The 12,974-nt window shown below is 51.2% G+C and carries 14 protein-coding genes; 2 read left to right on the plus strand and 12 right to left on the minus strand.

From position 1 onward, the window contains the following. Nucleotides 1-122 precede the first annotated feature (122 nt). A complete protein-coding gene (locus B7988_RS03880; protein WP_072978211.1) occupies nt 123-587 on the plus strand; it encodes a hypothetical protein in 465 nt (154 codons plus the stop codon). A gap of 54 nt (nt 588-641) precedes the next feature. Then, nucleotides 642-3,218, plus strand: coding sequence for an ATP-dependent helicase C-terminal domain-containing protein (locus tag B7988_RS03885; protein WP_088656896.1), 2,577 nt, complete (start codon nt 642-644; stop codon nt 3,216-3,218). Nucleotides 3,219-3,273: 55 nt separating this feature from the next. Here B7988_RS03885 and B7988_RS03890 read toward each other — a convergent pair whose 3' ends face one another. The 12 genes from B7988_RS03890 to gatC form a co-directional block, all read right to left on the minus strand. After that, nucleotides 3,274-4,824 (minus strand): choice-of-anchor I family protein, encoded by a 1,551-nt coding sequence (locus B7988_RS03890; protein WP_073322428.1) that lies wholly within the window; start codon nt 4,822-4,824, stop codon nt 3,274-3,276. Between the two features lie 22 nt (nt 4,825-4,846). Beyond that, complete coding sequence (locus tag B7988_RS03895; RefSeq protein ID WP_088656897.1) at nt 4,847-5,215, minus strand: hypothetical protein; 369 nt, start codon at nt 5,213-5,215, stop codon at nt 4,847-4,849. A gap of 134 nt (nt 5,216-5,349) precedes the next feature. Beyond that, the gene (locus tag B7988_RS03900) at nt 5,350-6,375 is read right to left on the minus strand and encodes a hypothetical protein (protein ID WP_088656898.1); all 1,026 of its coding nucleotides are present in this window, start codon (nt 6,373-6,375) and stop codon (nt 5,350-5,352) included. 33 nt (nt 6,376-6,408) lie between these two features. Beyond that, a complete protein-coding gene (locus tag B7988_RS03905) occupies nt 6,409-7,371 on the minus strand; it encodes an adenosine kinase (RefSeq protein ID WP_088656899.1) in 963 nt (320 codons plus the stop codon). Beyond that, nucleotides 7,371-8,213, minus strand: coding sequence for a rhomboid family intramembrane serine protease (locus B7988_RS03910; protein ID WP_249268833.1), 843 nt, complete (start codon nt 8,211-8,213; stop codon nt 7,371-7,373). Before B7988_RS03910 ends, B7988_RS03905 begins: the two co-directional genes overlap by 1 nt. Nucleotides 8,214-8,286: 73 nt before the next feature. Next, nucleotides 8,287-8,787 carry a pantetheine-phosphate adenylyltransferase gene (gene coaD, locus B7988_RS03915; RefSeq protein WP_088656901.1) on the minus strand — a complete coding sequence of 167 codons (501 nt, stop codon included), beginning with the start codon at nt 8,785-8,787 and terminating at the stop codon, nt 8,287-8,289. Nucleotides 8,788-8,874: 87 nt separating this feature from the next. Continuing rightward, entirely contained in the window at nt 8,875-9,423 is a 549-nt protein-coding gene (gene rsmD, locus B7988_RS03920) for a 16S rRNA (guanine(966)-N(2))-methyltransferase RsmD (RefSeq protein ID WP_088656902.1), read from the minus strand. Nucleotides 9,424-9,429: 6 nt separating this feature from the next. Next, nucleotides 9,430-10,443, minus strand: a complete 1,014-nt coding sequence (locus B7988_RS03925; protein ID WP_073322447.1) for a hypothetical protein — start codon at nt 10,441-10,443, stop codon at nt 9,430-9,432. After that, nucleotides 10,440-11,354, minus strand: coding sequence for a hypothetical protein (locus B7988_RS03930; protein WP_088656903.1), 915 nt, complete (start codon nt 11,352-11,354; stop codon nt 10,440-10,442). The genes B7988_RS03925 and B7988_RS03930 overlap by 4 nt, the downstream gene beginning before the upstream one ends. 37 nt (nt 11,355-11,391) lie before the next feature. Then, nucleotides 11,392-11,841, minus strand: a complete 450-nt coding sequence (locus B7988_RS03935) for a helix-hairpin-helix domain-containing protein (protein WP_073322451.1) — start codon at nt 11,839-11,841, stop codon at nt 11,392-11,394. 18 nt (nt 11,842-11,859) lie between these two features. Beyond that, complete coding sequence (locus B7988_RS03940) at nt 11,860-12,570, minus strand: NTP transferase domain-containing protein (protein ID WP_073322453.1); 711 nt, start codon at nt 12,568-12,570, stop codon at nt 11,860-11,862. Between the two features lie 24 nt (nt 12,571-12,594). Continuing rightward, entirely contained in the window at nt 12,595-12,882 is a 288-nt protein-coding gene (gene gatC, locus B7988_RS03945; protein ID WP_073054966.1) for an Asp-tRNA(Asn)/Glu-tRNA(Gln) amidotransferase subunit GatC, read from the minus strand. Nucleotides 12,883-12,974 lie beyond the last annotated feature (92 nt).

Below are 12,974 nucleotides of genomic sequence, written 5' to 3' on the forward strand. Positions count from 1 at the left end.
TTTCACTTTTTGAAAATATAGAAATCTCCCTTAACAAGCACTTATTTTTCACTGTCTACTGTCTACTGTCTACTGCCTACTTTTCTATATTTGCGAGCGTAAAACAGAATCCCGAGGTTTTTATGTTAGATTTTCTCGCCAACTATTGGCCATTCATTGTTGCCCTTGTCCTGATCGTGCTCGGCGTGTTTGCATTCCGCGGTGTCCGCAAGGCTCTCAAGGAAGGCGGTGGTGCATTCAGCCTTGAAACCATCAAGAAGAACACCGAGCCCAACTTTGCCGCCCTCAAGCAGAAGTCCCGCGCCTTGCTGGCCGATGCCGACATGATTTGCGAAGTCAAGGAAGGTTCTCACCTCGTGGTGCCCAAGAAAGAAGACCTCAAGTTCTTCCGCCGCGCCGTGTCCCAGAAGTACAAGCTCGCCATGTTCCTGGTGCCCGGCACCAACAAGGTCGCTTACTTCTTCTGCAAGACCGAACAGGGCCTGCGCCGCCGTATCGACAATTTGGTGATTAACCAGAAGTTCCACGAAGGCAAGAAGCCTTACAACGACGTTGCCACCGGCGAAAAGCTCAAGTTCCCAAGGTAGTAGCGAGCACGGCGCAAAGCGCGACCCATTAGGGGAGCGACCTCACGCCTCAATATGAATTACAAAGACTTAGCGCTCGCCGAAGAAGAAGGCAAACTGGAAGCCGCGATAGCGGCTTCTCGCAATTTATTGATCGAAGCACCGACCGGCTCGGGCAAGTCGCTATTCATCCCCTACTTTTTAAGCAAGCATTGCAAAGGCCGCGTCGTCGTACTGCAGCCCCGCCGCATTGCGGCGCTCGCACTCGCGCAGTTCTCGGCAAAACTCCACGGAGAGCCCTGCGGCAAGACCGTCGGCTACCAGTTCAGGCAAGACAGCTGCAAAAGCGCAGACACGCGCATTCTCTTTCAGACCTACGGTAACTTTCTGCAAGAGCTCTTGCACGGCAAGCTGGACGCCGACTGGATCGTGTTCGACGAATACCACGAACGCAAAGCTGACATGGACTTGTTGTTCGCGTATTTCAGACGAGAGAACGCTCGCAAGCTCGCTACAGACGAGAGACGAGAGGGGCCGAGAATTGCGGTAATGTCGGCGGCGTTGAACCGTTCCGAACTCGAAACGGTTCTCGGCGTCAAGTGTCTGAGTCTCGGTCACCCGCTCTACCCCGTGCAAATTATCAACCAGACACCTACCACGGGGAGTTCGCTTGTTTCGGGCGTTGGACTTGACGCCGAAGTGGTGCGGGCGCTCCGTACACTTTACCGCAACAACATCTGGCAGACCACGCTGGTATTCTTACCGGGCAAAGCCGAAATCGCCCGCTGCCACACCGCCGCCGCCGAAGCACTCGGCAACAACTGCGCCGAATTCCTGGAACTCTACGGTGGCCAAGACCGCGAAACGCAAGACCGCATCTTCGAAGTCACCGAACGCCCGCGCGTGATTTTCACGACAAACATCGCCGAAACATCCATCACCGTTCCAAACGTCACGGGCGTTGTCGATAGCGGCATCGAACGTGTAAGCATCTACGACGACAGCGAAAAGGTGAACGTCCTGCGCACGCTTCCCATTTCGATGCAGAATGCAATCCAGCGCAGCGGCCGTAGCGGCCGCACACAAAACGGTTGCGCCATTCGCCTCTGGAGCGAAGAAAGCGAAAAGCGCATGCCTCAAGGAATCGTGCCCGAAGTCTTGCAAATCGAACCCTCGGAATTGATTCTGCAGAAAGCGGCGTTAGAGGATCTCGGCGAGGAGAGGAGATCCCGGATCAAGTCCGGGATGACAGATGGCATAGTACTTCCGACGGCGATTCCGGAAGCACGCGAAAAGACGGCGACAGCACTCCTTGAAAATTTCGGGATGCTTCAGGACAGCGCCATCACCGAACTTGGCCTCAAGGCAATCCGCACGCCCGTTTCCAGCATTCCGCTTGCGCTGCTCCTTGCATCGGCAAAAAACAAAGAAGACCTTCCCGACTTGCTCCTCGCCGCGCTCGCCTGGATTCACTCCGGCACCGAATTTTTGCAGAAGTCCAAAGTCGCCTACGACATTCTGACTCTCGCAAGCGACACGTTATCTAAAAGCCGCGACATTCCCCGCGAAGTCAGCTTTACGCTCCGACAATTGCGCGACTACCGAGACAAAATTGCAAGCCCCACACCCCAAAGGTGCGAAGCACCGACCTCAGACCTCATAGCGCATAGCCTTCTTAAGGCTTTCCCGGACAGGCTTGCTACTCCGAGCGGCAACGCCTATAAGCTCGCCAACCAGAACGTGATTCGCCTGCAAGTTGCAGAACCGCCTTATGCGATTCTCGCCCTCAGCATGCTCCGTACCGGCGGCGGTAGCAAATCGGAACTTAAAGTTAATTTATACGCACCTATCGCCAAGGAACTTCTCGGCGGCGAAAGTGCCAAGACCCGCTACGAACTCTTGTGGCGCAGCGGTCAAGAAAGATTCATCGGTGTCGAAATCAGCGAATCCGAAAACGCCGACGGCTCCACTACCGAACTTTCCCGCAAAGAAATCCTCACACAAGAAGCTTCGCCTAAAGTTCTTGAAGAACTCAAGAAGCTTACCGTTGATGCCTGGCGCGAAAAAATCGAGAAAGAAAACTGGAGCGGCAAGTTCCTGACCGAAGCCGTGCAAACGCAGCTCATCAAAATGCGTCTTGCAGCCAAGCTCTATCCGGAATACGGCCTTCCCGAATTCAACGAAGAAGACATGGAACTCATCTTCGATGAATTCGCAGACGGCAAGTTCCTGCTCCGCGACATAAACGAAGACCGTTATAGGAACATTGTCGAAGATTACTTTGGCAAGTCCATGCTGCAATGGCTAGGCAAGACATTCCCCGACCACTACGTGCTCCCCAACGGCAAACGCGCCCGCTACAGCTATCAAGAAGTCGCTGTCAGTGACGACGGAAAATCCGTGCAAAGCATCGAAGGCGTCCTCGTCGAAATTTCGGCCCGCATCGAAGACTTGATGCAGCTCCGCGGCGAGCACAGAATCGCCGACGGCAAATTAAAAGTCCGGTACGACATTCTAGCACCGAACTTCCGCACGATTCAAAAGACATGGGACTTGACAGGATTCTGGCAAAACACTTATGCCGAAGTCCGCAAGGAGCTGCGCGGTCGCTACCCCAAGCATCCCTGGCCCGAGCAGGTAATTCAGAATTAGGAATTCGGATTTCGGAATTATTTTCAACTCTGAATTCTGAACTCTGAATTCCGAATTATTTCACCGTATAAATCGTCAGGGTCTTGCTGTATTCATAGCCGACGACAAGTAATGCTTGGCCTTTCATCGGGCTATTTTCAGCAGGAATGAAGAGAATGCCTTCGGGGCCGCGGTCTAGCGGATCCAAATAGTAATCCACCAGCTTAGGTGCTTCCGGGTCCGTAATATCGAACACCGCTACACCGCTCGTACGTTCCAAGCCTACAAAAGCGTAGCGACGTCTATCGACCTCACCCACAGTCACATTCTCGGGTTCGCAACCCTTATCCGAGCTGCGCTTGTCCATCTTCGCCTTGCCTTTCTTGGAATTCCAGTTAAAGTATTCCGGCGCAATTTTTGCCAAAACACGTTCAAACATTTCTCCGGAATCCCAGAGCAGTTTTCCCGTTTCGCCGTCAAAAATGCTCACGGAGCGAGAACCGAACGTATAGGCGTAAGGACACTTGCCGTTATGGGTGCGGTACTTACCCTCATCGCAACGCTCCAGCGCGCTGACAGAAAGATCCTTCAAGTCTGTCGTTATCTTTTCTGTAAACACGGTTTCATCCAAACGGCCCTGTGCCACAAGTTCCTGCACGCTCGTTACATCGGTCCATGCCTTGTAATCATTTACAGGAGCACCTTCGTTTGCCGTCAGCACAAAGTGTCTGTCGCCTGCCGTAAAAGCGGCAATGCCATCAGGCTGGCGAAGTCCACGCAGCGGGTAATAATTCTTGATATCAATCTTTCCGTCGCTCACGGCATCAATTGCAAAACCATTTCTGGAATGGTCTACAAAACCCAACGGGAAAACCTTCTTGATTTTCTTGGCCGGCACATCGATGATCGCCATGGCGTTATTTTCTTGCAGGCTCACCCACGCCAGTTTGGAATCGTCAGAAACCGTAATGTATTCCGGTTCCAGTGATTTCAAAAAGCCCTGATTTCCGGGAGCACGTACGCCAGCATTCTTAAGTCTATTCGTGTCGAGATGATCAAATCCGGCCACAGCAAATTCCGCAGTTTTCCACGATTCGGCGTCCGCCTTAGCAACTGTCAAGAATCCAATACCGCCATCAGGGTCTACCGCAAAATCCGTACTCGGCGAGCCTTCGCAGGCCACCAGCAAGTTCTTGCCATCGGGCGTAAACTTGATCATGTCCGGCTGGCTGCAGACCGTATACAATCCAAGCACTTCGAGATTGTCCGTGTAACGCATCACCTGTACCTGGCCATTGCGCCATTCTTCGACTTCAAGCATACTGACCGCGACCAAGTCTCCATGAACCGTCACGCTAGAGGCATTACCCGGAATCTGTACTTCAGAAATCTTTTTGGCTTCGCTCGGATTGCTCAAGTCCACCACTTCGACGACATTAGCATCACCTACGACAAACAGTTTTTTCTTGGCAGGCATATAAGCCGAAATTTCTGCCGTAGACATTTTAGTCGTCGAAAGCGGTTTAAGCGTATGCCCCCACTGGAACGGTCCGGCGGGCACTGCATTTTTAGCAAAACAAAAGCCTGCGCACAAAAGCAGGCTTGCACTCAAAAGAATCTTATTCATTCACTCCTCAACACAAATCCAATTATTTCATGATCAGCCACATGATCAGCAGGCCGATACCGACACCGCCCAAGAACGAAGACGAAGCCGCCATGGCAGCGGACCTACGATCCTCCTGCTCCTTTTCTTGCTTCTTTTCATTCATGCCAATCGAGGTGACAAGCATTTGGGCACAAGTTTCATTATCTTTCTTGACGGTATTGTAGCTCTTTTCCCAATTTTCGCTTTTGGCTTTTTCCGATTCGATGACAGAACGCAAGGAATCTTTTTCAAGCGTACAGGCATCTCCCTGCACCTGCATCACGCTGTCGCGCACTGCAAGTTCCTGTTTCAATTCGGTTTCTGCAGTCGATGCCTGAGAAGCTACGGCAGGTTCTTCGGCTAGTGCCATTGAACCACAGAACAAAAAGGTAATCGCAAGAATTTTAATCAAACGCATCATGCCGTAAATATACAAAAAAAAGACAAGTTCCCGGCAAACGCAGCCGGGAACTCGCCGTAAAAGAATTTTACGCGATCAAAATCTTACGGCAATTCAACTTGCTTTTTCCAGCGGCCATCCAAGCCCTTCACGTAGTAAACGCCAGGCGCAAGCAGTTCGCCCGACTTAACCACGGAACCGTCGAGCCTGCGGATCGCGCGAGCCGTACCGAATGCACGCGGAGTTGCCTGCAAGCGGCCAATCGCTGTCGACGATTCCGAAGATGCCGGCTCCACAGAGGAACTGGATTCAACAGAGGAACTCGACACCACACTGCTAGACGACTTCGCCTCGGACGAAGACGACTCCGCCACAGAAGAAGAACTGTTCACCGCTTTTTTATTCGGGTCAGTCAAGACCGAGCGTAAAACCTGAACCTGTATTTTAGAAAGTGTATCTGGAATTTCCGTCCTTTTATTTAAAGAAGCAAGCGCGGCAGCAACGGCTTCCGCAGAATCAAGCCTGAATGCCGAGCCAGAATAGAGCGTAGCGCCCCCATCGCTTTTTTTCACTCTAGCCAAAGCAATGGCCTGCCATGAATCAAAAGCGAACTCAAAGGTTCTAGACACCATCAAGTCTTCTGCCGAGAACGACAACTCATCGGAAACGCCACCTTTTTTTACCACCAGGACATTATAGGAATTGGTTGAATCAAAGCCGGGAATATTATAGAGGTTGACATCTATAATCCATGAGCCGTAATCGTCATTTTCATCGTTCAGAGTCCATTTTTTACCATTCTGGTCCCATTCCCCATACTTGAAAAGATTATAATTGCTAGTTACGCAGCCTGCATTGATAGAATAGGGAATTCTAAGACTGATTTTCTGCATAATCGGCGTGATAGAACCATAATCTTCATGCAGATTCACCTTAACGGAATCAGTCTTCTTCAAATCACGGGAACCATACCAAAGGGTTTCCTCAACGCGTTTCAGCTTGAGTTCCACCTTCGGAGTCGCCGAATTGGACAACGTATCGCAAATATTGCGAATATAGGTTTCCGTCTCTTCCTGGGCAAAAGAGAACGCAAAGGCAGCAAGGCCGGCTAGGCATACTTTCTTAAACATAATATTCTCCTAGCCTTAAATATATACAAAAATTTACGAAAGCGTAGCTAAAATTCGCTTCCAGCCGTCTTCCGGAATCTGGGCACCCATCACCTGGACCACTTCGTTACTCACGACGCTGCCCAAATTGCCCGATTTTTCCATATCCCAGCCGTTCATGTAGCCATACAGGAATCCCGATGCCCACAAGTCGCCGGCACCGGTTGTATCGATAGCCTTGGCAGGGCCCGCCTGCACATGCACCACCTTGCCGTCTTTGGCAATCAAGGCACCGCGCTTGCCGATTTTCACCACGGCGACTTTCGCCTTCTTGGCAAGCACATCGAGAGCGGCTTCTTCCTTGACGCCCGCATAGGCATAAGCTTCGTCTTCGTTCGCGATAATGATATCGATCATTCCTTCGGCAAAGAGTTCGTCAAAGAGCTTGCGGCAGGCTTCCACCACGCCGAAACTGCTAAAGTCGAGAGCGGTTTCGACACCCAGGCTGCGGGCCAGAGTAAAGGATTTCTTGAAGCAGTCAGCGTTAAAGGCACGGTAGCCTTCGGCATACAGCAGGCCAACGCCATCGTAAAGGGCCGGCACAAAATCATCGCTACCAAGGAAATCGGAGGCGCCCAGGTAAGTCCACATGGAGCGCTGCGCATCGGGCGTCACGGCGCTAAAGACGCAACCGGTAGCGGCATCGGAAAGACCGAGCTTCGATTCCACGCCGTTATCTTGCAAATGCTTTTTGAAAATGTTGCCGAGTTCGTCGTTGCCAATCTTCGAGATAAAGGCAGCCTTGCCTCCCAGGCGAGAAAGGCCCACCATGGTATTGCAGGTAGAACCACCCGGCACGCGCAGCGGATTCTTGAGGGCACCCAGGAACTTTTCCATCTGGGACCAGTCCACCATGTTCATGCCACCCTTCTGCACGCCCTGGGCCGCAATCCAAGCGTCATCCACATTGGCCAAAATATCAACGAGGGCTGCGCCCATACCTAAAACTTTCTTCATTAGAAGCCTCCTCTGCGGCGGCGCAACTTTTCGCTCGCCTGTAATAGAAATTGACGTTCGGACTCGTTCAGCGAGTTGATTCCTTCGCGATTGACTTTCTTGAGGATTTCGTCCATCCGCTTGTTTTCGTCCACATAAAAAACTTCACCCTCGATGGCATCGGAATCTTCACGCGGCTTGCTTTCGGAACGGCTGCCCTGATGCACCGTAAACTTTGGGCCACGCATTTTTTCAAAAGCCTTGCCGAGGTTACCGAAGCCACGTTCGTAAAAATGCATATAAAGGAATCCGCCTACGACACCGCCCAAATGGGCAAAATGCGCCACGCCATCTCCCGAATGCGCCATGAACACGTCTACCGCGACCATGAACCACATCGCGTACTTGATTCGCATCGGGAAAAAGAAGAACATCAAAAGCATGCGGTTCGGGAAGAACTTGTAGTACGCCACAAAGATACCCATGAGGGCTCCCGAAGCGCCGATAATCGGGGCATTCGTCATACCGAGCCAGAACATGACCAGGCTAAAGACCGCCGCAAAAATTCCGCAGAAGATATACATTCCCGTAAAATGCTTGGCGCCCATCATGTCGGCGACTTCGCTACCGAACATCCAGAGCATGAGCATGTTGAACAAGAAATGCCAAAAATCCACATGCACGAACATGTAGGTCACAAAGCGCCAAGCCTGCTCCGGCGCAAATGGCCAGAAGGCTCCAAAGTAAGCGATGTATTCGGAAATGCTACCATAACCGAGGCCGGGCAAATTCAGGTGCAACCCGAGAATGTTGCCGCCAATGAACGCCAGTGCAAAAACGACCGCGTTAATGATCAGCAGCACTCGCAAAACTTTAGGTAAAAATCTAAAAGGTCTCATGGTTAGTAGGAAGAAGGAAGTTGGAAGTAGACAGTGGTTAGTGGTTGGTGGTTAGTAAAGGTACAGTTTCAGCGGGAACGTATTTCGCAAGTTTTGCACAGCCCTGCTTTGTTTTGGCGATTCCCACCTTCAAGAGTTCACGCACCACGGTGCTAGACACATTCAAATGTTCGGGAGCGCTCGACAAGAAGATTGTTTCGCATTCAGGGTAAAGCACCTTATTGTTCCAAGCAACGGTCTGCTCATATTCCACATCGGCACTTCCGCGGATTCCCCGCACCAGGAACTTCGCTCCCACACACTGCATAAAATCAACCGTCAAGCCGTCAAAGCAATCCACCTTCACGTTCGGAATTCCCTTGACCGCCGTTTTGACAATTTCGACTCGAGCCGATTCGGTCAGCAAATATTTCTTGGAAGCATTCACCGCCAAAAGCACATAAAGTTCGTCAAACAGCGCCGCAGCGCGCTTTACGATATCGAGGTGACCCAGGGTGAACGGATCGAACGACCCTGCAAATACGGCGATTTTCTTCATGACTACAATTTAGAAAAGTAGGAAGTGAGAAGTAGGAAGTACGAAGTTATATTCAAGAAAAACTGTCTACTTCCTACCGTCTACAGTCTACTTTCTATAGATCACTAGCGAGGATTCGCCGTAGCGGCGGACTTGCACCATTCCCGTTTCGTCAGCTTCTTTCACCCAGGCTGGTAAATTCCGGCTGGGGGCTTCAAACACGGCAACGCCACCCGGATTCAGCCAATCCCAATAGGGGCGCAGATCCGGGTATTCCAAGTCCTTGAAGGGTGGATCCGCATAAATCAAGTCAAAACCTTCACTTGCGCAAAGAGATTCTTTATCAAGCGTCAAGGCATTTTTTTCTAACAAAGTAAGCTTAGATTCTAGGGACAGCGCCTTATAAGCCTGCAGCACCAGTCTCGCCTGAGCATGCGCCATTTCGACAGCCACCACACTTGCAGCACCACGGCTCAAAGCCTCGATTCCCATAATGCCGGTACCAGCGAACAAGTCGAGCACGCGAAATTTTTCAACACCCTGCAGAATATTGAAGAGAGCTTCTCTTGTACGAGAAGCTGTAGGTCTTGTCTTGGAGGTATCCGGGGACGGAACGTTCCTTCCCCGCATCAGTCCACCCGTAATGCGAATAGGCATCTGGTATTACTTTATCACAAGCATTTCAAAAAGGACTGTCGTGAACATATCCTTCTTGGCAAGTTTCATTTCGATGTTACGAATACCGATACGAGACGGCGAGTTCACAAACGCAGTGACAAAGCCGTTGAGTTCGGCAAAGTCCGCAGTCGTGGTAGCCTTAAGCGTATAGCGCTTGTACACACCAAATTCTTCAATCGCCGGTTTGTCAAGTCCGGAGAACTGCACCTTCTGGGTTGCCGCCAAAGCCTTCATGGACTTGATTTCGTTGTTCACTTCGGAAGACGGTACAAACGAAGAAACTGCAGCCAGATTCACGTTGTTCACGTTGTACATACCGAAAGCGGTAATGTCGGTAGCCGGAGCGTTTTCGGGCAGAGGCGGAGTCCTGAAATCGGAACTGACCGCGCGCATACGATCGAGGAAAGCCTTCTGGGAATTCGGGTTACCGGCCACGCCGCGTACATAGAAGTAGTTCGGAGCCTGGTAAATACAATCCGAGAAACCCACGTCATCAGGTGTTGCCGTATTCAAGAATGCGAAGAACTGGCCGACAGAAGCCTTCTGGAACGAAAGTTTTTCGAGCGGCAAGTAGCTATTGTAATCCGAGCGTTTGTTGTTGAACAAGGCCTGCGGATTGATTTCGCCCACGACCTGCTTGACCGTCACATTGTCTCGTTGACGGATCATGGCGGCAGCGGCAGCAGCTTCGGCTTCAAGCGAACCACCAGCGGAGGTACGCTGTCCAGCACCAATAGCAAGAGCGGAACGGGTCGGGTCTTCGGCGCCAATCAAATCCAGATAAGGCGGCGGCAACAAGCCCTGCAACTGCTTGGGAACGCCAGCAACACTCAAGAAGCAACTGAAGGCAACAAACACAAACAGGGCGGCCACAAGAACCGTCATAGCCTTCTTGCGAGACTTTTTCTGCAGTTCCTTAACGCTCGTGACGTTGACCGGAGCCACAGTTTCGACTTCGACCAAGCGCTCGGCAGCGTCAATCAAGTTCAAATGAATCATACACCCTCCATCACATTCAAGGCAGCCCCGATTGCACCTGCGCAAGAAAGCACGGCGGCAGAATCTTCTTCTTCAATCGGGAGCCTCAAGTTAGAGAAAGAATCCATCAAAGAAAGCTGGTATTCGGGCAACTTAGCACGGACGTCTTCCACGAACAGCAAATCGCTAGCCATTTCACCGCACAGACGGATTGACTTCGTCGAGACCGAGGCGTTTTCCTGTTGGGCAACCGCAATCTGTTCAGCAATTTCCCTAGCCAGAATCTGGTAAGCTTCTTCCTTGGTGTTGTTCACCAGCGAAAGAGTGGACACGCAGCGGAGCGCATGCAGGTTGTCCTTAGTGAGCCAAAGGAGCGTCACACCGGCATAGTCAGCCTTGACTATACATGTCAGTTCGGACACATTTTCGGCATAATCCATCAGGTTCATGAGCGAGAGCACGTCCACATCCATGGCCTTAGGAGCTAAAGCCTTGTTACGGAAGCCTTTACGTAAATTATCGACCCATTGTTCACGGACAGCAATCAGCATAATCGTGTATCCGAGTTCGGGGTCACCGCTCATGATTTTGTAATCAATTACATACGCATTGGATTCAGCGTTCGTAATCAGCGAAACATACCACTTTACATAGTCGTCAACGTTCTTTGTGGCTTCAGCCGGGACAAAGATTTGGCGGATAATCGACCTAAATGCAGGAATTGCCACCGAAACGGCTTCGACAGATTCAATCTGGTTGAACTCCATCCATCCCTGGAGGACGGTTTCAAAAGTATAGACATCGTCAAGGGGGGCGGTTTCCGTATCGAGAACGGCCGTCTTCAGAACACGGCGTTCAGCCGCATCCACAAGGGCAACTTTCAGAGAAGCGTCCCCTGCTTCTATACCCATGTAAATCTTCGTATCACTCATATTATCAACGACTTATGAAAAAAACTACACTCTAAAACTAATCAAAAATTACCCCTGGAAGGAGCTTTTCCAATTTTTTCTTGCCAATTCCAGGCACTTTTTGCAAATCTTCGGCATTTTTGAAGGCTCCAAGGGCATTTCTGACCTCCAAAATCTTCTCGGCGAGCTTCGGACCGACCCCATTCAGGGCGCAAAGTTCGTCCAGGGAGGCCGTATTGACATGGACAGGCAAATTCACTTTTTTTGACGGTTTTCGCTCTTTTTGAGGTCGACTTACTGAATTAGCGTCATTTTTTGACACTTGCGAACTATCTACGGCAACACGGTCCCTAACGACTACCAGGGGGGCCTCGTTCGCCACAATGAACGTCTCCCCCACCTCAAAATGCTCGATAGACGGGAGTCCCCACGGGAGAACCCGGACAATGATTCCAATGACCAAAAGGCAGAACGCCAATCGGACTACGTTTTTTTCAGGTGCATTCATAAGGACAACCTCCGTTGGTTATCCTCGACCAAAGGGCTTCTTAAGCGCCTCCTCCACCGCATTCACGTCTGAAGGGACATCCACCGAAATCGACGGGTACTTGCTCTGGACAATGCGAATAGGGCGTTTGCCCAGAATCCGCATCTGCTCCAGGGAGCGTTCCTTTTCGACATCGGTTTGCGGCAAAGACGAAAATTCGTCGCGGCACACCCTGGAATAAGCATAGATTCCCTGGTGCTGGAACCAGCGGGGAGCGTCCTCATTCGCCACCCACCGGGTAAAGTCCACCGCGTAATCGTCTTTTACCAAAACCTTGACTACCGTCTTGAGTCCCGCCTCGGTAGGATTCAAGGGGCACGCGACCGTCACCCATTCATCAGGGTGCTTTTCGAGCGTCATTGCCACTTCGCACAGCACAGAAGGTTCCACCAACGGTTCGTCGCCCTGCAAGTTCACCACGAGGTCCAAATCGAGGGCCCGGGCCGCAAAGGCGACGCGGTCAGAACCAGTTGCCGCATCTGGAGTCAAGATAAATTCAAAACCCGCCCGAGAAACCACGTCTGCAATTTCTTCGGAATCGGTAGCACAAACAATGCGTTCAAAACATTCGGCCAAAAGCGCACGTTCCAGGGTGCGCACAATCATTTCTTTGCCTGCAATCTTGATCAAGGGTTTGCCCGGAAAGCGGGACGACCCCATTCGGGCTGGCACAACGCAATGAACTGCCATGGGCTAATTTTTCAAGCCGAGAATTTAGCCGCCGATGACCTTCGGAATGGCGAAGTGATCGTTTTCCACAGCCGGAGCGTTCATGAAGGCCTTTTCAAGCGAGAGACCCGGCACAGGCACGTCTTCGCGGAGAATCGTCGCACCGTTTTCGACAGCGGTCATCGGTTCCACGTCGGAAAGGTTCAAGGCCTTAAGAGCTTCAAGGTGGTTGAGCATCTTGTCCAAGTGACCCTTCACGGATTCAATATCTTCTTCGGCAACTTCGAGCCTGGAAAGCTTCGCGAGTTTCAAAACTTCTTCACGTTCGAGCATAAAACCTCTTTTCTTACGTCCACAAAATAGCAAATTATTTTGGCGAAAAAGCAACCCAGAGTTGCATAATCAATTCGGATTTCAGATTTCGA

The sequence above is a fragment of the Fibrobacter sp. UWB1 genome, assembly GCF_002210325.1.
GTDB lineage: Bacteria > Fibrobacterota > Fibrobacteria > Fibrobacterales > Fibrobacteraceae > Fibrobacter.

Excerpts from the sequence above, each read along its gene's own strand:
- B7988_RS03880 (WP_072978211.1), top strand. The coding sequence starts at position 123 with ATGTTAGATTTTCTCGCCAACTATTGGCCATTCATTGTTGCCCTTGTC.
- B7988_RS03885 (WP_088656896.1), top strand. The coding sequence starts at position 642 with ATGAATTACAAAGACTTAGCGCTCGCCGAAGAAGAAGGCAAACTGGAA.
- B7988_RS03890 (WP_073322428.1), bottom strand. The coding sequence starts at position 4,824 with ATGAATAAGATTCTTTTGAGTGCAAGCCTGCTTTTGTGCGCAGGCTTT.
- B7988_RS03895 (WP_088656897.1), bottom strand. The coding sequence starts at position 5,215 with ATGGCACTAGCCGAAGAACCTGCCGTAGCTTCTCAGGCATCGACTGCA.
- B7988_RS03900 (WP_088656898.1), bottom strand. The coding sequence starts at position 6,375 with ATGTTTAAGAAAGTATGCCTAGCCGGCCTTGCTGCCTTTGCGTTCTCT.
- B7988_RS03905 (WP_088656899.1), bottom strand. The coding sequence starts at position 7,371 with ATGAAGAAAGTTTTAGGTATGGGCGCAGCCCTCGTTGATATTTTGGCC.
- coaD (WP_088656901.1), bottom strand. The coding sequence starts at position 8,787 with ATGAAGAAAATCGCCGTATTTGCAGGGTCGTTCGATCCGTTCACCCTG.
- rsmD (WP_088656902.1), bottom strand. The coding sequence starts at position 9,423 with ATGCCTATTCGCATTACGGGTGGACTGATGCGGGGAAGGAACGTTCCG.
- B7988_RS03925 (WP_073322447.1), bottom strand. The coding sequence starts at position 10,443 with ATGATTCATTTGAACTTGATTGACGCTGCCGAGCGCTTGGTCGAAGTC.
- B7988_RS03930 (WP_088656903.1), bottom strand. The coding sequence starts at position 11,354 with ATGAGTGATACGAAGATTTACATGGGTATAGAAGCAGGGGACGCTTCT.
- B7988_RS03935 (WP_073322451.1), bottom strand. The coding sequence starts at position 11,841 with ATGAATGCACCTGAAAAAAACGTAGTCCGATTGGCGTTCTGCCTTTTG.
- B7988_RS03940 (WP_073322453.1), bottom strand. The coding sequence starts at position 12,570 with ATGGCAGTTCATTGCGTTGTGCCAGCCCGAATGGGGTCGTCCCGCTTT.
- gatC (WP_073054966.1), bottom strand. The coding sequence starts at position 12,882 with ATGCTCGAACGTGAAGAAGTTTTGAAACTCGCGAAGCTTTCCAGGCTC.